Annotated in this window: 19 protein-coding genes; all 19 read right to left on the reverse strand. The window is 42.0% G+C overall.

The window, feature by feature from the left end; all coding sequences use genetic code 11:
• Positions 1–36 precede the first annotated feature (36 nt).
• Positions 37–630 carry a dipicolinate synthase subunit B gene (dpaB, locus tag BA70_RS02160; RefSeq protein WP_034317617.1) on the reverse strand — a complete coding sequence of 198 codons (594 nt, stop codon included), beginning with the start codon at positions 628–630 and terminating at the stop codon, positions 37–39.
• Entirely contained in the window at positions 627–1,529 is a 903-nt protein-coding gene (gene dpaA / locus BA70_RS02165; protein ID WP_034317620.1) for a dipicolinic acid synthetase subunit A, read from the reverse strand. The genes dpaB and dpaA overlap by 4 nt, the downstream gene beginning before the upstream one ends.
• Before the next feature lie 375 nt (positions 1,530–1,904).
• Positions 1,905–2,171, reverse strand: coding sequence for a YlmC/YmxH family sporulation protein (locus BA70_RS02170; RefSeq protein ID WP_034318119.1), 267 nt, complete (start codon positions 2,169–2,171; stop codon positions 1,905–1,907).
• Positions 2,172–2,242: 71 nt separating this feature from the next.
• Positions 2,243–3,169, reverse strand: coding sequence for an aminoglycoside phosphotransferase family protein (locus BA70_RS02175; RefSeq protein WP_034317622.1), 927 nt, complete (start codon positions 3,167–3,169; stop codon positions 2,243–2,245).
• 73 nt (positions 3,170–3,242) lie between these two features.
• On the reverse strand, positions 3,243–4,472 hold the full coding sequence (locus BA70_RS02180) for a M16 family metallopeptidase (RefSeq protein WP_034317625.1): 1,230 nt from the start codon (positions 4,470–4,472) through the stop codon (positions 3,243–3,245).
• Between the two features lie 33 nt (positions 4,473–4,505).
• Positions 4,506–5,459 carry a polysaccharide deacetylase family protein gene (locus BA70_RS02185; protein ID WP_034317628.1) on the reverse strand — a complete coding sequence of 318 codons (954 nt, stop codon included), beginning with the start codon at positions 5,457–5,459 and terminating at the stop codon, positions 4,506–4,508.
• 126 nt (positions 5,460–5,585) lie between these two features.
• Positions 5,586–7,703 (reverse strand): polyribonucleotide nucleotidyltransferase, encoded by a 2,118-nt coding sequence (gene pnp / locus BA70_RS02190; RefSeq protein WP_034317631.1) that lies wholly within the window; start codon positions 7,701–7,703, stop codon positions 5,586–5,588.
• Positions 7,704–7,884: 181 nt separating this feature from the next.
• Positions 7,885–8,154 carry a 30S ribosomal protein S15 gene (rpsO, locus tag BA70_RS02195; protein ID WP_008354438.1) on the reverse strand — a complete coding sequence of 90 codons (270 nt, stop codon included), beginning with the start codon at positions 8,152–8,154 and terminating at the stop codon, positions 7,885–7,887.
• Between the two features lie 140 nt (positions 8,155–8,294).
• Positions 8,295–9,260, reverse strand: coding sequence for a bifunctional riboflavin kinase/FAD synthetase (gene ribF, locus BA70_RS02200; RefSeq protein WP_034317634.1), 966 nt, complete (start codon positions 9,258–9,260; stop codon positions 8,295–8,297).
• 18 nt (positions 9,261–9,278) lie between these two features.
• A complete protein-coding gene (gene truB / locus BA70_RS02205) occupies positions 9,279–10,208 on the reverse strand; it encodes a tRNA pseudouridine(55) synthase TruB (RefSeq protein ID WP_034317637.1) in 930 nt (309 codons plus the stop codon).
• A 68-nt stretch (positions 10,209–10,276) separates the two neighbouring features.
• The gene (gene rbfA / locus BA70_RS02210; protein WP_003210803.1) at positions 10,277–10,627 is read right to left on the reverse strand and encodes a 30S ribosome-binding factor RbfA; all 351 of its coding nucleotides are present in this window, start codon (positions 10,625–10,627) and stop codon (positions 10,277–10,279) included.
• Between the two features lie 17 nt (positions 10,628–10,644).
• On the reverse strand, positions 10,645–10,923 hold the full coding sequence (locus BA70_RS02215) for a DUF503 domain-containing protein (RefSeq protein ID WP_034317640.1): 279 nt from the start codon (positions 10,921–10,923) through the stop codon (positions 10,645–10,647).
• The gene (gene infB, locus BA70_RS02220; RefSeq protein WP_034317643.1) at positions 10,920–13,031 is read right to left on the reverse strand and encodes a translation initiation factor IF-2; all 2,112 of its coding nucleotides are present in this window, start codon (positions 13,029–13,031) and stop codon (positions 10,920–10,922) included. The genes BA70_RS02215 and infB overlap by 4 nt, the downstream gene beginning before the upstream one ends.
• A 19-nt stretch (positions 13,032–13,050) precedes the next feature.
• Positions 13,051–13,353 carry a YlxQ family RNA-binding protein gene (locus tag BA70_RS02225; protein WP_034317646.1) on the reverse strand — a complete coding sequence of 101 codons (303 nt, stop codon included), beginning with the start codon at positions 13,351–13,353 and terminating at the stop codon, positions 13,051–13,053.
• A complete protein-coding gene (gene rnpM / locus BA70_RS02230; RefSeq protein ID WP_008344742.1) occupies positions 13,346–13,630 on the reverse strand; it encodes an RNase P modulator RnpM in 285 nt (94 codons plus the stop codon). The genes BA70_RS02225 and rnpM overlap by 8 nt, the downstream gene beginning before the upstream one ends.
• 15 nt (positions 13,631–13,645) lie before the next feature.
• The gene (nusA, locus tag BA70_RS02235) at positions 13,646–14,761 is read right to left on the reverse strand and encodes a transcription termination factor NusA (RefSeq protein WP_034317648.1); all 1,116 of its coding nucleotides are present in this window, start codon (positions 14,759–14,761) and stop codon (positions 13,646–13,648) included.
• Between the two features lie 32 nt (positions 14,762–14,793).
• Entirely contained in the window at positions 14,794–15,267 is a 474-nt protein-coding gene (gene rimP, locus BA70_RS02240; protein ID WP_003211398.1) for a ribosome maturation factor RimP, read from the reverse strand.
• A gap of 240 nt (positions 15,268–15,507) precedes the next feature.
• The gene (locus BA70_RS02245; protein ID WP_034317651.1) at positions 15,508–16,638 is read right to left on the reverse strand and encodes a glycoside hydrolase 5 family protein; all 1,131 of its coding nucleotides are present in this window, start codon (positions 16,636–16,638) and stop codon (positions 15,508–15,510) included.
• 21 nt (positions 16,639–16,659) lie between these two features.
• On the reverse strand, positions 16,660–17,886 hold the full coding sequence (locus BA70_RS02250) for an endo-1,4-beta-xylanase (protein ID WP_034317654.1): 1,227 nt from the start codon (positions 17,884–17,886) through the stop codon (positions 16,660–16,662).
• Positions 17,887–17,891 lie beyond the last annotated feature (5 nt).

Consider the following 17,891-nt stretch of genomic DNA (forward strand, 5'->3'; position numbering starts at 1 on the left):
CTTTTTTGAATCTTTCATGATTTTCTAGTGAATCTATTATTCGTTTGGTCCAATTAAAATCGGTTGAATTTGTCTATGATGAAGCGCCTCTTCTACTGTTTGAGAAAGAAGGTTCATATTTGCTACCATAGAAGTCGGCTTTTTGAATGGATCATCTTGACCAAATGGAATAAAGAAAATGTTCTTTGTCGACATCAGCCTCATGAGATTTGTACCATTTAAGCCTAATGCATCGTTTGTCGAGATGCCTAGAACGACGGGACGATGATTTCGAATGGTTGCTTTTGCAGCCATTAAAACAGGGCTGTCTGTCATGGCATTTGCGAATTTCGCCATTGAATTTCCTGTTAAAGGAGCAATGACCATACAATCGAGTGGAAGCTTAGGTCCGAGCGGCTCTGCTTTGACGATTGAGTCAATCGCTTGAAACCCCGTCAGTTTCTCAATCCGCTCAATCCAGTCGGCTCCTTCTCCGAATCTCGTATTCGTGTTTTGCACCGTATACGACACCACAGGACGCACCTCTGCCCCTTCTTTCACAAGTGCCTCGATTTGTGGAAAAACGGCTTCATACGTACAGTGGGAACCTGTTAAACCAAAGCCGATTCTTTTTCCTTTTAATGTTGTCATGATTCCATCCCCCTCTTTTCCTCCGCAAGTTCACATAATAGCCCGGAAAGCACTTTTGCAATGATCTGCCCTGCTGTCTTTGGTGCAACAATCCCTGGAAGTCCTGGTGCAAGAAGCGCCTTCACTCCGTGCTTTTGTGCAAAGTCAAAGTCTGTTCCACCTGGGCGGGAGGCGATATCCAAAATGAGTGTCTTCGGTGTCATGCTGACGATGACAGACGAGTCTAATACAAGGCTTGGAATCGTATTAATGATGATATCAACATCTGTTACTTCTTCCTTTAATCGGTCCATTGAAAACGGGTCAAGTCCCATCTCAAAGGCTCGCGCTAAATGGGCTGTATCTGCAGCACCTACTTTCACATCCGCTCCTAGCGCCCGAAATGTGCGGGCAATGGTGAGCCCTGTTCTTCCAAGCCCGAGAACAGCCACATGTGATCCATGAATCGTATAGTCCGTTTGCTGAATGGCCATCATGATAATCCCTTCAACTGTTGGAATAGAGTTATATATGGCAATATCATCACGCTCAAACAGCTTCACAAGCTTCCGGTTCACCTGCTTTGCCAGATTGTCTAAGTACGTATTAGAAATACCTGAGTACAAGGTACAATGTGCAGGGGTTCTTTCTAAATATTCTGCTTCCAGCACAACCTGCTCATTTGAGAAAACTGTGGCAACGACGCCTTCATCTGTTGCACCTGATACCGGCAGAATCATACTGTCTACCTGTTCAAATGGAAGTTCTGACATTTTAAGCTTTTCAGCACCGATAAACCCATGATCCAGCTGATCAAATCCGACCAAAAACACTTTGGCATGCTGCTGTGACAGCTTGCGAATGATTTCAAGCTGCCTTGCATCTCCCCCGATCACCGCAACCGTTAAACCGCTCAACATACTGACCGTTCACCTTCTTTATTTAAAAAAGTCTGTAATATTTTCTGAATCTCCCTTTCAGCATATGAGGAGAGGATTCAGCCTGTGAACAAATCAGGGAGAGAAAAGAAAAAGAGCACCCTTTTATGATGGGTGCTCTTTCAAATTGTTGACAGAGGGCTAAAATGATGTTTATTTTAGCGCTATGTCTTCTTTTCAGCGTGATAGAAAACCTTTGCAGTCTAGGAAGAACGAGTACCGGAGCGGAGCGAATTTGACATTCGTGAGCACCGGCACGCAGGACTGACACAGAATGCGAGGGTTTGTCTACACGCTGAGAGCACCCTTTTATGATGGGTGCTCTTTCAAATTGTTGACAGAGGGCTAAAATGATCTTTATTTTAGCCCTTCCCCGTGCGGCTGAAGTTCTTCAGGCACATCGAGAATGATCATATCTGATCCTATTTTTTGAATGTGATTCCACGGAACGCGGATGTCATTTCCTTGTTTTCGCAATCCAAACCACTTGACGGAAGGTATGATGAGTGCTGTAATCTGACCGTTCTGTTCATTTATTTCAAGGTCGGTTTGTCCCAGCACGCCAAGCCGCTCCGCTCTTTTGATATCGACGATCTCTTTTCCTGACAGCTCACTTAGCCTCAAAATGGCATCACTTCCCTTCCATATCATATATGCAGCAGGAAGGAGAAATAGACCGTCCTGCTCGTTACATGTCATGACTGATGCCAATTGCTATACCAAGTCGGCATCAGTTGATTAAAACGCTCATGGTCTGTCAGCATTCTATCCACTCGGTCAACCATGTCTTTTACATGTGCCGGGTCAAAGGTCAGCGTCCAAACAATAGACGAAAAAAAACTCATTGCTGTGTAGATGGAAAAAAGAAGCCAGAAATCGTCGTTTGTGGCCTGCGTACTCAAATAGTGATCCAATTGTCCAACTGAAAATGGAATGCTGTTCTCTCGACTAAATAAAGACAACTTATAAAAATCATGAATGGGGTCTCCCCAGTCGAATTGATCGAAATCAATCACGCCAGCATATTGATTGCCTTCTATGATGATATTCCCTAAATGAAAATCATCATGCTGGAACCGGTTAGGTCGCCCTTTGACCACATCAGCATGCGACTTGATAAAATCCAATACGAACTGATCATGGTTAAAGGTCACTCCACTTGATCGATAGGCATGTACATACCGTTCATTTTTCGCCATCACTCGCTCATCCCACGGCACTTCAAGAGAAGGCGCAGGATATGTATGCATGAGACTCAGCTCTCTGCCTGCCCGTCTCCCGATTTCATACTGCTCTTTGTTTGTGAGCAGATGGATGGATGCTCTGGCATTTTCTCCTTCGATAAAAGGGAGAATACGATAGGAACAGCTTTGTTCAACACTCATTCCGATCTCAATGACTTCAGAACAAAGAATTCCTCTTTCTTTCAACTTACGCAGAACTGACGCTTTTTTTCTTAAGCGGGGATACTCTTGTATGTCTGATAGCTTGAGCACCAGCTTTTCGCTAGATGACGTTGTGACCAAAAATATGCGGTCTCCCGAAAATCCAGATGTCATCGGCTGGAAGGAGATGGCTTGTTTCAGAATCGGGGAGAGCTGTTTCAGTTGTTCATTTTTCATCAAAGCAGGACCCCTTTCTTCTTCATATACAATAAACGGCAGACCTCATGAGAAGCCTGCCGTGTTGTTTACATTATGATGGCTGATCACCCGTTGGACTAATAAGCGAGAGCGCATAATCTTCTGTAAAGATTCGTTTAGATAGATTATTCACGCCGTCTAATGTGACGTGATTAATTTCATCAATAATTTCATCGAGCGTACGATGTTTGCCAAGGAGCAATTCATTTTTACCATTTCGGCTCATCTTGCTGTTTGTGCTTTCAAGACTGAGCATGAGGTTGCCTTTCATTTGCTCTTTAGAGTTTTCAAGTTCTTTCTGCGTAATTCCCTCACGTTTTAAGACGTCTAATGTTTGTAAGATGGTTTCAGAGAGCAGGTTTAACTGCTTTGCTCCAGTCCCGCCATAGATCGTCAGCATGCCATTATCTGCAAATGAACTGTGATAGCTGAATACAGAATAAGCAAGTCCTTTGTCTTCTCTTACATCTTGGAACAAACGGCTGCTCATGCTTCCGCCAAGAACATTATTTAAGACGATTAAGTCATAGATGCCTTTATCTCCAGCAGGAAGACCATTAAAGCCCATGCATAGATGCGCCTGTTCAGTTTCCTTTTTGCGAGTGAGCTTCTCATAGTGGAATTGCGGAGCTTCTACAGGCTGCTTTTTCCCTTTTCCTTCATAAGAGCCGAACAATTTTTCGACCTCGCCAATGAAGGTGTCATCTACATTCCCTGCAACTGAGATGACGACGCGATCCGGCGTGTAGAATTCATCCATATATGCTCTAAGGGAGTCACCATTAAAGGTAGAGAGTGTTTCCTCTGTTCCTAAAATCGGGTACCCTAATGAATGATCACCGTAAATGGCTTTGCTTAAGAGATCGTGAACGATATCATCCGGTGTATCCTCATACATTTTGATTTCTTCATACACAACATTTTTTTCTTTTTTCAGCTCATTTTCATCAAAAGCGGAGTGAAAGAACATGTCGCTTAATACATCGAGGGCGTAACCAGCATGTGAATCAAGCACCTTTGCATAGTAGCAAGTGTATTCTTTTGACGTAAAGGCATTCACTTGACCACCAATGCGGTCAAAAGATTCTGCGATATCACGTGCAGATCTCGTCTTTGTTCCTTTAAAGAACATATGCTCTAAAAAGTGTGAGATCCCGTTAATTTCTGGTGTCTCATGTCTAGAACCAGTTCCAATCCAGACGCCAATTGCGACAGATCTCACAGTGGGATTGTTTTCAAGTACAATTCTTACTCCATTTTGGCATGTATACGTTTTGACCAAGTTTTGCTCCTCCTATTCAACAAACAGATCGCATCACGGATGTCTTTTTTCACTTAGGAGGTCAGAAACCGTTCCTAATTCATATCCTCTTTCCTTGATTTGAGTGATAAGTGCGTCAAGACTTTTCGCCGTTGCATCTGTTGGGTGCATTAATATCATCGCCCCATTGTGAATTTTCCCAAGCACCCGTTTTTGTAAAATGTCTGGTGACGGTTTTTGCCAGTCGATGGTGTCTACCGTCCACATGATGGTTTCCATTCCTTCTTCTGCGGCAAGCTTGACTGTTTCTTCTTTAAAGCTACCGCTTGGAGGCGCAAACCACTTCGGTTTTTTTCCAAGGGATTCTTCAATTTGACGATTTGTTTTGGTAATCTGCTCTAATGCTCTTTCTCTTGTCAGTGTGCGCATATCCGGGTGATTATATGAATGATTTCCAATTTCATGACCATCTGCCACGATTTTTTTGGCAAGGTTTGTGCTCTTTTTCACCCATTTGCCTTCTAAGAAAAAGGTCGCCTTCACTTGATGCTTTTTTAGCGTATTCAACATCTTTGTTAAATGCTCGTCACCCCAAGCCACATTGATGAGGAATGCATTCATTTTTTTATCTGGATGCCCCTTATAAATGGGCTCAGCACCAAGTTCATGTAAATGAATAGATGGTTTTGTTTCATTAAAAACAAGCAGCTTTTCATCGAATGCCCCAAGTTTCTTCATTTTTTCATAAGAAGCATCGATATCAACAGTCTGTCCATTTAAACCAGGCATCTTTTTCCACACTTTATCAATCTTAGCATTTTGCGCCTTTACTTCATAGTCAGAAGACTTCGATTCAATCTCTTGATACAAAATATCTTTCGAAACAGATGCAACCTCAGCATGCTCTTTCATTGATTCAATATATGTAACAGCAGCCGGCTGCTTCATTGTTTGGTATGACACGAGCAGTAAAAATACAAACACAATGATTGGTATCGTTTTTTTCAATGGTTGTCCCTCCCCTTTACCACAAAATATGATGGGGAGAAACAAGCTAGAACTATTGTTACCCGCAAGAAAAGAAAGAAGCCTGGCACGAATACCTGGCTTCTAACACATTTTATTTGTTCTCACTTAAGACTGCTCTTCTTCTTTTTCCTTTTCTTCACGTAAAACAGCTTTGCGAGAGAGGTTCACTCGGCCTTGTTTATCGATTTCAGTGACTTTGACGAGTAATTCGTCGCCAAGCTTCACGACATCTTCTACTTTGCCAACACGCTCAAGCGCAAGCTCAGAAATATGAACAAGTCCATCTTTGCCACTGAAGATTTCAAGGAATGCACCGAATTTTTCAATGCGTTTTACTTTACCTAAGTAAAGTTGCCCCACTTCAACTTCTCTGACAAGATCTTCAATGATTTTCTTCGCTTTTTGGTTCATGTCTTCTTCTGTAGAAGATATAAAGATTGTACCGTCTTGTTCGATATCGATTTTCACACCGGTATCTTCAATGATTTTATTGATTTGTTTACCGCTTGGTCCAATGACATCGCGAATTTTATCAGGATTGATCGTCATCGTTAGGATTTTTGGTGCATAACGTGACAATTCTCCTCTAGAAGCTGGAATCGTTGATAGCATGCTATCTAAAATTTCCATTCTTCCTTTTTTCGCTTGTTGAAGAGCTTCTTCTAAGATGTCTTTTGATAGACCATCGATTTTAATGTCCATTTGAAGCGCTGTTACACCTTTTGATGTACCTGCTACTTTAAAGTCCATATCTCCAAGTGCATCTTCCATTCCTTGAATGTCTGTCAGCACTGTGTAGTAATCACCAGATTTAACAAGTCCCATTGCAATCCCTGCAACTGGAGCTTTAATTGGAACACCTGCATCCATCATTGCAAGTGTGCTTGCGCAAATACTTGCTTGAGATGTAGATCCGTTTGATTCTAATACCTCTGAAACAAGGCGAACCGTATAAGGGAAATCTTTTTCGGATGGGATCACTGGTTCTAATGCACGTTCACCTAGCGCACCATGTCCGATCTCACGGCGACCTGGACCACGCATTGGGCCAGTCTCACCAACACTGAATTGAGGGAAGTTGTAATGGTGCATGAAGCGTTTAGATTCTTCAACACCTAGACCATCAAGAATCTGTACATCGCCAAGTGCACCTAATGTACAAATACTGAGCGCCTGTGTTTGCCCTCTCGTAAATAATCCTGAACCGTGCGTTCTTGGCAGAAGTCCTACTTCTGAAGAAAGTGGTCGGATTTGATCTACACCGCGTCCATCTGGACGTATTTTCTCTTCAGTGATCAAGCGGCGAACTTCGTTTTTGACAAGCTTATTTAGTACATCCTTCGCTTGTTTGATCGTCGCTTCGTCACGCTCTTCTTCTTCAAATTTCTCAACCACAGCTTTTTTCACAGCACTGATCGCATTTTCACGAGCATGCTTCTCATGTACTTGAATCGCTTTCAGTAGGTCAGCTTCAGCAAGTTCTTTTACTTCATCTGCTAACGTTTGATCCACTTCATATAGAGGAATATCGATTTTTTCTTTTCCGACTGCTTTGACAATTTCTTCTTGGAATTCGATTAAGCGTTTGATCTCTTGATGACCGTACATGATGGCTTCAAGCATCGTTTCCTCTGGCACTTCATCTGCACCAGCCTCTACCATGTTGATCGCATCTTTTGTTCCAGCCACAACAAGGTTGATGTCACTTTGTTCAAGCTGATCAACATTTGGGTTGATGATCAGCTTTCCATCAACTCGTCCTACTGTAACGCCAGCGATTGGTCCCTCAAATGGAATGTCAGACACACATAATGCTAAAGATGAGCCAAACATTGCAGCCATTTCAGATGAACAATCTTGATCCACACTCATGACAATACTAATGACCTGTACTTCGTTTCTAAATCCATCTGCAAATAGTGGACGAATTGGTCTGTCAATTAAGCGGCTCGCAAGGATTGCCTTTTCACTTGGGCGTCCTTCTCTTTTAATGAAGCCACCAGGAATTTTACCTACTGCATATAATCTTTCTTCGTAGTTCACAGTGAGCGGGAAAAAATCAAGTGGTTTAGGTTCTTTAGAAGCGGTTGCTGAGCTAAGCACAGCCGTATCCCCGTAGCGTACGAGGACCGCTCCGTTTGCTTGCTTTGCAAGCTGGCTAGTTTCAACTGTCAGTTGACGTCCAGCCCAGTCTATGGTGAAGACATGTTTCTCTTGTCCCATTCTGAGAAAAACTCCTCTCTTGTCGTAAAATTTTAGGTTATTTCTTATTATGAACAAAATGATTTTCACATATCAATGTGAAAGCTGTATGTAGAAGGGTTTTGCCATTCTTTCAACATTTTAACCATAAAATATTAGTGATTATACGATAAAAAAGCGGGAATCCTCCCGCTTTTTACGATTATCGACGTAAGCCTAGTTTGTTAATTAACTCACGGTAACGAGTTACGTCTTTATTACGTAGATACGTAAGAAGATTACGACGTCTACCGACCATTTTCAAAAGACCGCGACGTGAGTGGTGATCTTTCTTATGAGTACGTAAATGCTCGTTTAAGTTGTTAATTGATTCTGTTAGGACAGCGATCTGAACTTCTGGAGATCCAGTATCAGATTCGTGTGTTTTGAACTCATTAATTAATTGAGTTTTACGCTCTTGAGTAATAGCCATCCTGTTTCACCTCCAAATCATGTTAGCCCCATCTACCTCGCAACCGTCGGTGAAGTCGGCCTGCCAAGTAAGTGGTTTTAAAGCTACAGGAATTATCATACTAAAAAAATGCTGAATTTGCAAATGGTAGAGCCGTTTTTCTATGATTTTTTTGTTTGGTTGAGCTGATCTTGAAAAAATTGAATCGCTTCTTCTTTATCTAGACTAATTTGAGCCGTTAATTCCTGGATTCCGTTAAATTTTTGTTCACTTCGGATACGCTTGTACCATTGTAATTTAATCGGTTCACCATAAATTTCTTCGCTAAAATCAAAAAGATTCACTTCGATGGCAGGCTGATCCGGACGCTTTTCATAGAATGTTGGTTTGTAGCCAACGTTACAAACGCCGTCATACACTTTGCCTTTCACTTCTGCTCTCACTGCATATACGCCGGTTGGCGGAATAATGTATTCAGCAGATAAACCGACATTGGCTGTTGGAAAGCCGATCGTTCGTCCGCGTTTGTCTCCATGGATGACAATGCCGCGGAGCTGATAAGGTTTTCCTAAAAGCTCACTCACATATTCAACGTCTCCATTTTTTAATGCGGAGCGTATGAGGGTAGAGCTGACTTTCCGGTCTTGATTGGACAGCTTAGACACGATGGTTGCCGATATACGCCCTTTGCCGTATTCATCGAACGTCTCCATTGTGCCTGCACCAAACCGGCCAAACGTAAAATCAAAACCAGCTACTGCATGTTTCACATTCAGTTCGTCCAAATATTGATCTACAAACTCCTGAGGGGACAGCGCTGCAAAGCTTTCGCTGAATTGCACAATGTATAAATAGTCAGCGCCCAGCTTTTCAATGAAATCAATTTTATCCTCAAGCGGAGTAATTAAGTCTTTTGGTTCATGTGCTTTTTGCAGAACATGAGATGGATGCGGATGAAAGGTCATGACAGCTAAGGCCAATCCTTCTTTTTTCGCAATGCTTTTCGCTGCGTCAATCACCTTCTGATGTCCGAGGTGAACACCGTCAAAATACCCTAAAGCCATCACAGACGGGGCTTGATCCTTATGATTCAATGTATGTGGGTGTGAAATATGTATAGTCTTCACGAGATGGTCACCTTTTCTTTAAGATTGCTTGTCCTGAGATAAGATCTTCGCCGGCTTCATCAGGTTCTGTTTGGTCGGATGCTTCATATAAATGGCCATGCAACGACCTGAAGGAGCAAAGACAGCGACACGATCCTCCTCTGCAAAATGAGCAAATTCATCAGGCATTGGCAGGACTGCACCGTTTTCCACTTTACTTGCTAATGTATCATTTATCTCCCATTTCGGCAAATGATTGAGCGCACGCTCGATCGGCACAAGGTGCTCATTTATCGTCCCTTCCTCGCTCATATCACGAAGCTCGTCCAGGGTGATACATTCATCTAGTGTAAAGTCGCCTGATCCTGTGCGAATGAGGTGTGACATGTGAGCCGGAAACCCTAGTTTTTTTCCGATATCAACCGCTAAGGTTCTGACATACGTACCTTTTGAGCAAAGAACAGTGAATCTGAATGACACGTTTCCATCTTCAAATGTGACAGGTGTAGTCCGCTCGATGCGGTGAATGGTAATTTCACGGCTTGGCCGCTCAATTTCAATTCCTTCTCTCGCATATTCATAGAGCTTTTTCCCGCCAATTTTCACAGCAGAAAACATTGGAGGAACTTGTTCAATGGTTCCTTCAAACTGTTTCAGCGCAGCATCAATTTCTTCTTCTGAAATCGGTGTTTGTACCTTTTTTTCTTCAACCACTTCACCAGTTTGGTCTTCTGTCGTCGTAGAAAAGCCAATCGTGATTTCTGCATCATACGTTTTCGATTTATCTGTTAAATACTCAACGATTTTCGTCGCTCTTCCAATACAAATGGGCAGAACACCTGATACTTCTGGGTCGAGGGTTCCTGTATGTCCGACTTTTTTTGTGTGCAATATCTTTCTCACTTTGAACACACAGTCGTGAGAGGTCATTCCTCTTTCTTTATGTAATAAAAGAACACCATTTATCATCTGCGTTCTCTCCTTTCATAAACGATGAAAAAGGACAGACGATCATCGCCTATCCTTATTTCAACGTCTTATTCGTGATCTTTTGTGTTTAGTTCAGCAATCAGGCTTTCAATTCGGTTACCGTAATCAACGGATTCATCGAATTCAAAGTGTAGTTCAGGTGTTTTGCGAAGTCTAATTCGATTGCCAATTTCAGAGCGGATATACCCTTTAGCCTTTGCTAGGCCTTTTAAGGTTTCCTCTCTTTTCTTCTCGTCGCCAAGAACAGAAATGTAGACTTTGGCAATTTGCAAATCACCGGTCACTTCGACATCGGTTACAGTCAAAAAGCCGATTCTTGGATCTTTCAGCTTTCTGCCAAGGATGTCGCCCAATTCTTTTTTCATTTGCTCACCCACACGGGTTGCTCTCATACTCATGATCTTATCACCTCTAATTAAAACCACTCAGTTTTCGTGATCGTACGTTCAATTTCAGGAAAAGAATCAATAAAGCTTAATACACGCTGAAGTTCCTTTTCCACTTGAACCCGAGATGAAGAAATCACGGCGATTCCAATTGATGTACGCTGCCATGTATCCTGATAATCCATTTCAGCAATGGTCACATTGAATTTATGGCGCGCTCTTGTCAATATACGCTGAAGAACCGCACGTTTTTCCTTCAGTGAGGATGCATCATAGATGATGCATTCACATTCGGTATAACCGATCATTTTCTTTCGATTTCTTGCATAACGAATGATTCCAGAACATCGCCTTCACGGATATCATTGTATTTCTTAATGGTAATACCACATTCATAGCCTTGTGAAACTTCTTTCACGTCATCCTTGAATCGTTTTAATACGTCGACTTCGCCTTCAAAAATGACGACGCCATCACGGATTAATCGGATACCACTATCTCTTGTGATCGTTCCTTCAGTGACATAGCCACCAGCAATTGTACCGATTTTAGATACTTTGAACGTTTGACGAACTTCAACTTGACCAATGACTTTTTCTTCATATTCAGGGTCAAGCATCCCTTTCATCGCAGCTTCAATTTCATCGATGACTTTATAGATAATGCGGTGCAAGCGGATATCTACGTTTTCTGTTTCAGCTGTGCTCTTCGCATTTCCATCAGGACGTACGTTAAATCCGATCACGATCGCATTAGAAGCACTTGCTAAAATGATATCAGATTCTGTAATCGCTCCAACACCCGTATGGATGATTTTCACTTTTACGCCTTCTACTTCAATTTTCTGAAGAGCTGCCGTCAGTGCTTCAGCAGAACCTTGTACGTCTGCTTTCACGATCAGGTTGATATCTTTCACTTCGCCTTGTTTGATTTGCTCAAATAGGTCATCTAAAGATAATTTCGCTTTGTCTGAACGCTGTTCATCAAGCTGTTTTGAAGCACGCGCTTCACCTACTTGACGAGCTGTTTTTTCGTCTTTGAATACGAGGAACTGATCGCCCGCATTTGGTACATCATTTAAACCAGTGATTTCAACAGGTGTAGATGGTCCTGCTGTTTTCACGCGGCGTCCGATGTCATTGACCATTGCACGTACACGGCCAAATGTATTTCCAACAACGATTGGGTCACCTACTTGAAGTGTACCAGTTTGAACAAGAAGGGTTGCAACAGACCCTCTTCCTTTATCAAGCTCAGCCTCAATGACAGTTCCTTTAGCCGCACGATTTGGGTTGGCTTTCAGTTCTGCTACTTCGCTGACAAGAAGGATCATTTCGATCAATTCATCGATGCCTTCACCTGTTTTAGCAGATAGCGGAACGAAGATCGTTTCGCCGCCCCAAGCTTCTGGTACAAGGCCATGTTCAGTTAGTTCCTGCATCACACGGTCAGGGTTAGCTGTTGGTTTGTCAATTTTATTGACAGCGACAATGATTGGTACCTCTGCTGCTTTCGCATGGTTAATGGCTTCAATCGTTTGCGGCATCACGCCGTCATCTGCTGCAACGACTAGGATTGTTGTATCAGTTACCTCGGCACCACGTGCACGCATAGTTGTGAATGCTGCGTGTCCAGGTGTATCAAGGAACGTGATTTTCTTGCCGTTTTCTTCAATTTGGTATGCACCGATATGCTGCGTGATTCCACCAGCTTCGCCTTCAACGACTTTCGTTTTACGAATGCTGTCAAGAAGGGTTGTTTTCCCGTGGTCAACGTGTCCCATGATCGTAACAACTGGAGGGCGTACTTGCATATCTTCTTCTTTATCTGCAACTTCATACTTTTCAAGTTCAGTTTCTTCTAAAATGATGACTTCCTCTACTGGAACACCATATTCAGAAGCGATTAATTCAACTGTATCTTTATCAAGCTCTTGGTTAATAGTTGCCATCACACCAAGCATCATCAGCTTCTTGATGATTTCAGCTGATTCTTTTCCAAGCTCTTCGGCAAGCTGGCCAACTGTCATTGAATTTGTAAATTCAATTTTTTCAGGAAGCTCTTTTTTAGGCTTCACAGGTCTAGCTTGCTGATGCTGTGACTTGTTGCCACCGCGTTTGTTTTTGTTTTGGTTGTTGTTTTTTTTGTTTTTATTAAATTGATTATTCTGCACGTCATTCTTCTTTCTATCATTGATTTTGTTAGATGATTGGTTTTTTTGTTCTGCGGGTTTCTCGTTAGCTGTCTCTTTTGCTTTGGCTTTTTTATATTTAGCGTCTAGCTTTTTCACAGTGTCGTCTTCAAGCGTCGCCATGTGGTTGTTCACTTCCACGTTCATATCCTTAAGCGCTGCTATAATATCTTTACTTGAAACATCTATGGCTTTTGCATATTCATATACTCTCACTTTAGCCATTCGTTCACCCCCAAATAAATTAATCGAGCAAGCTTATGAGCTTCTTAGCGAAGCCTTGGTCAGTGACAGCGACAACTACGCGAGCTTCTTTCCCAATAGAACGTCCGAGAACGGAACGGTCTTCAATTTTTCTAACCGGAACATTATAAAATTTGCATTTGTCAGATACCTTTTTCTCTGTGTTCGGTGAGGCATCTGCTGCAAGAAGAACCAGCTTAGCACGCGCATGTCTAACTTCTTTGATCACCAGATCTTCTCCTGACACGACTTTACGAGCTCGATTTGCTAGACCAAGCAAAGGATACCACTTAGATTCAGTCATTTGGTTTTTTCACCTTTTCAGCTAGTTCTAGTAATTCTTCAAATATGTGTTCGTCAATCTGTGTCTGAAATTGCTGCTGTAAACTGCGTTTGTTCTTTGCCGCAAGAATGGTTTCTTTATCGAGAGAAAGGTAAGCTCCGCGCCCGTTCATTTTTCCGGTTGCATCAACAGACACTTCACCTTCTTTAGAACGAACAACACGAATTAACTCTTTCTTTGGTTTCATTTCTCCCGTCACGACGCATTTTCTAAGCGGGATTTTTTTTCGGCTTTTCACCTTTTATATCACCTCTTATTCGTCAGATTCCTCAGCTACTGGTTCAGCCTCTAAGAAAAGAGATTCAGAGTCTTCAGTTCTTGGGAAAATACCGAGCTCCCTTGCATCTGTTTCGCTTTTAATGTCAATCTTCCAGCTAGTCAGCTTCGCTGCAAGGCGCGCATTTTGACCTCTTTTACCAATGGCTAATGATAGCTGATAATCAGGAACAATCACTGTTGTCGCTTTATTTTCTTCATTAACAATGACATCAAGCACTTTTGATGGGCTCAATGCATTGGCAACAAATTCAACCGGATCATTAGACCAATGGACAATGTCAATTTTTTCGCCTTTTAGCTCGTTGACAATTGCTTGTACACGCTGGCCTTTTGGCCCAACACAAGAACCAACTGGATCAACATCAGGATCATCTGTGCGAACAGATATTTTAGAACGGTCTCCAGCTTCTCTAGCAACCGATTTAAGCTCTACAGTACCATCATAAATTTCTGGCACTTCAATTTCAAATAAACGCTTTAAAAGACCTGGATGTGTTCGAGACACATAAATTTGTGGTCCTTTTGTTGTTTTTTCTACTTTGGTAATGAACACTTTAATGCGGTCATGTGGTTTGTATTCCTCATTTGGCATTTGTTCGTTGACCGGAAGAAGGGCTTCGATTTTGCCAAGTGACACGTAAATGAATTTACTGTCAATTCGCTGAACGATTCCCGTCATAATGTCTTCCTCGCGATCGATGAACTCAGTGTAGATCACACCTCGCTCTGCTTCTCTCACTCGCTGCGTTACAACTTGTTTCGCTGTCTGAGCTGCAATACGTCCGAAATCTTTTGGTGTGACTTCAATCTCAACCACGTCACCTACCACGTAATTCGGGTTAATGCTGACTGCATCCTCTACAGAGATTTCAAGGCGAGAATCATACACTTCATCTACCACATCTTTTCTTGCAAATACTCGAATCGTTCCCGTTTCGCGGTTTAAATCAACACGAACATTTTGCGCTTGATTAAAATTACGCTTATATGCAGAAATGAGTGCAGCTTCTATCGCTTCAATAATAATCTCTTTACTAATACCCTTCTCTTTCTCAAGAACAGTCAGGGCATCTAACAACTCACTACTCATTTTTATGGTTCCCCCTTATATCAATGGAAAGGTTAATTGAACGAAACTGCTAATCTTGCGTTAGCTATTTTTTCGTATGGAATATTGATCTCTTTCTTTCTTGTCTTGATCTTCACTGTCACTGTTGCAATCTCACCATCAAAGCTTGTAAGCTCACCTTCAAACGCTTTTTCACCATCAATTGGTTCATATGTTTTCATGAAAACATTTTTTCCAAGTGCTTTTTCAAAATCAGCTTTTTTCTTTAATGGGCGCTCCGCTCCAGGAGAGGACACTTCAAGAAAGTAGTTTTGGCTAATCGGATCTGCCTCATCAAGCTTTTCGCTCAAGGCTTCGCTCACTTTGGCACACTCTTCGATATCGACGCCTTTATCAGAGTCAATAAACACGCGAAGGAACCAGTTTTGACCCTCTTTGACAAATTCAACATCAACGAGTTCAAGCTGTAAGCCATCTAAAATTGGCTGCACCATTTCGCTTACGACATCCACTACTTTTTTGCTCATTCTCTTCCTCCTTGTGCTTTCGATAAACGCTCTTATCAATCATTCTGCATAAAAACCCTGCTTTATGTGAGCAGGGGGAGCAGAAAACGGATGAATAATGTCGAGACAAAAATTGCCTGTTCAATACAAAAGAGCGGGTTTCCCCACTCTTGTCTCGGTAATCGTTAGCATTTCCATAAAAACTATACCATATCCAATTTTTTTATGCAAATGAAGTTCCTTATATACAGGCATTCGTCATCAGTTCTTTTCGTTCATTCTTTTGGCGTGTTCACTGATGACTGTTGCCTCTTTGCTCTCCTTTATGATTCGGAAACCGTCATAATCAGGATAGAGCGAGTCATCGTCTTGAATGCTTGTTAATATCCAAAATTGACTGCCAGCTCCTCCGAGTCGCTCAATCGTTAATAGCCAGCTTTGGTATACATCAGGACGCGCTGATTGATTTTGATAACCAAACTCTTCTAACACAACAGGTTTTCCTATCGCCTCCCCGCGGGTGATATGGTCTTCAATCCATTTCACTCCCCAAGCGGCTGACTTGTTCCAGTGATCTGGGTATAAATGATAGGTTCCATAATCGATATTGGGCAGAGCGGTCAAACGGTCCCAATCCACGCCTTCTCCGCCTCCATACAACCAATCATCATGTCCTGTTATGCGAAAGAATCCTTCATCTCCTACTGCGACAAGATGATGCCGATCTATCGATTTGATCCATGTACTCATTTCATTTGCCCAATTTACTAATATATTCCCTGTAGGATCCGACTGCACACGGGGCTCATTGGCAAGCTCCCATGTCATAATAGCAGGATCGTCTTTATATTGAACACCTGTATACGTATTAGTTCTCTCTAATACATAGCGCACATAATTTTTGTAAGCATTTTTGATATGAGTATCTGTATAAAAGGCATCGTGTGAGCCTGCCTGAAACCACTTAACGTATTGATTCATTCCGCCAAAATCATCCCAATTGTTGACTAGCGGGATGACTAGCTTTATGCCTTCCTGCCCTGCTTTATGAATCGCATAATCTAGTTTTCGAAAACCCGATTCTTCATAAACCCCTGGACTAGATTGCAAAACTGAGTTCTCTTGAGGAGCTCCATCGTGAAATCCCCAAATACGAATGACCTTTAGATTCATTGCTTTCATATCGTCAAAAACAGCATCTACCATCTTTTTTGATTTGTAATGAAAGTAATAGTTGTTTGTGCCAGCAAAGTAAAATGGTTGATTGTTCAACAAAAATTGTGTACCAGACGTTTGCACAAAAGAAGCGGCCTTTACAGTAAGAGAGAACCAGCCAGCCCATACAGCTATCACGAGTATGATACAAGGTACCGTTTGAGCCCATTTTTTCATTCAAATTCTCCTCACAATCTATCATTCTGCAGGAACGATAACATTTAGTTGAAGCGGTGTTTGTTCATTTGAATCAAGTTCAATCGTTTGCTGCTTTAACATCTTACTTTGTTGCCCAATTCGAACCTCATATGTTCCGTGAAACGCAGGACATGCCACTTTTCCGCTAGCATCTGTTTTTTCAATTCTTTGTGTCGTCCACTCTTTTAGAAGATTTTCATACCGTTTTCCTGCTTCATTTAAAGACCAATCATAATTAACGATGGCTGCATGTTCACCCCGCCAGTGGGCACCTGCCCAAAATCCCCACATTAGCACACCTTTTACCGCTGGATGACTGAAAGCAACGCGATATAAAGCCTCTAAGTTATCTGCTCGTCTATTAGCATCCGGGTGAACAGAGTCGTACTCTGTGACCCAAATGGGGAGACCAAGCTCAGCTAGTACATCAAGTCTTTCTTTTACAATGACTGGATCCACCCGGTCTCCAAAGTGTCCTTGCACACCAATTGCCTCAACTGGTGCTCCTAACTGACGAAGTTCATTGATATGCGCTTTATAAGCATGATGCTCGCCATATGAGATCACATTATAATCATTCACAAACAGCAGCGCTTGAGGGTCAATTTTTTTCGTTTCTTCATACATCCACTTCCAAATATTTTTCCCGAAGCGGTCTTTAAAAAATGAACCGTGCATCATTTCGTTATTCACATCCCAATGACGGAATCTTCCTTTGAAATGATTGCCCGCATGCTCAAGCCGTCTTTTCATGGCTTCATATACTTCATGATTTGGTAGTGACCTAAGCCAGCTTGGATTCGCATCCTCTACTTCCCAAAATAAAGCATGACCCCTGACAGGCAGTTGATGCCTATCTGCAAACTGAAGCATGGCATCTGCTTTTTCATAGGTGATTTTCCCTCTTTCTGGCTCATTCGCGTACCATTTTGCCTCATTTTCAAAAACAGCCCAATTAAAATACTTCACAAAGAAATCGGCGTATGTTTTGTTCAATAACACTTGATCATTCATCGCTGAACCAAAAGCGAATTCATGTCTGATTTGCTTGATTTCAACCTCTATGCCTGCCACTGGCTTTTTTTCATCATTCGTTACGTTGATCACAAGCTCTCTTTGTCTATGTTGTAAGATTCGATCATTCGCTTCTTTTCTCCAGCTTTGATTTTCTTGTTCTTGTGAACCACCATTCAATGGCTGGTGACTAAAATCTCTTTTTTTGTCCATGATGA

The sequence above is a fragment of the Bacillus zhangzhouensis genome, assembly GCF_000715205.1.
In the GTDB taxonomy this organism is placed as follows: domain Bacteria; phylum Bacillota; class Bacilli; order Bacillales; family Bacillaceae; genus Bacillus; species Bacillus zhangzhouensis.

Coding starts and splice junctions, on each gene's coding strand:
- dpaA (WP_034317620.1), bottom strand. CDS start 1,529: ATGTTGAGCGGTTTAACGGTTGCGGTGATCGGGGGAGATGCAAGGCAG.
- pnp (WP_034317631.1), bottom strand. CDS start 7,703: ATGGGACAAGAGAAACATGTCTTCACCATAGACTGGGCTGGACGTCAA.
- BA70_RS02175 (WP_034317622.1), bottom strand. CDS start 3,169: ATGAAAAATGAACAACTGAAACAGCTCTCCCCGATTCTGAAACAAGCC.
- rbfA (WP_003210803.1), bottom strand. CDS start 10,627: ATGAGTATGAGAGCAACCCGTGTGGGTGAGCAAATGAAAAAAGAATTG.
- rimP (WP_003211398.1), bottom strand. CDS start 15,267: ATGAGCAAAAAAGTAGTGGATGTCGTAAGCGAAATGGTGCAGCCAATT.
- dpaB (WP_034317617.1), bottom strand. CDS start 630: ATGACAACATTAAAAGGAAAAAGAATCGGCTTTGGTTTAACAGGTTCC.
- truB (WP_034317637.1), bottom strand. CDS start 10,208: ATGATAAATGGTGTTCTTTTATTACATAAAGAAAGAGGAATGACCTCT.
- BA70_RS02225 (WP_034317646.1), bottom strand. CDS start 13,353: ATGACTGAATCTAAGTGGTATCCTTTGCTTGGTCTAGCAAATCGAGCT.
- nusA (WP_034317648.1), bottom strand. CDS start 14,761: ATGAGTAGTGAGTTGTTAGATGCCCTGACTGTTCTTGAGAAAGAGAAG.
- infB (WP_034317643.1), bottom strand. CDS start 13,031: ATGGCTAAAGTGAGAGTATATGAATATGCAAAAGCCATAGATGTTTCA.
- rpsO (WP_008354438.1), bottom strand. CDS start 8,154: ATGGCTATTACTCAAGAGCGTAAAACTCAATTAATTAATGAGTTCAAA.
- BA70_RS02245 (WP_034317651.1), bottom strand. CDS start 16,638: ATGAAAAAATGGGCTCAAACGGTACCTTGTATCATACTCGTGATAGCT.
- BA70_RS02250 (WP_034317654.1), bottom strand. CDS start 17,886: ATGGACAAAAAAAGAGATTTTAGTCACCAGCCATTGAATGGTGGTTCA.
- BA70_RS02215 (WP_034317640.1), bottom strand. CDS start 10,923: ATGATCGGTTATACCGAATGTGAATGCATCATCTATGATGCATCCTCA.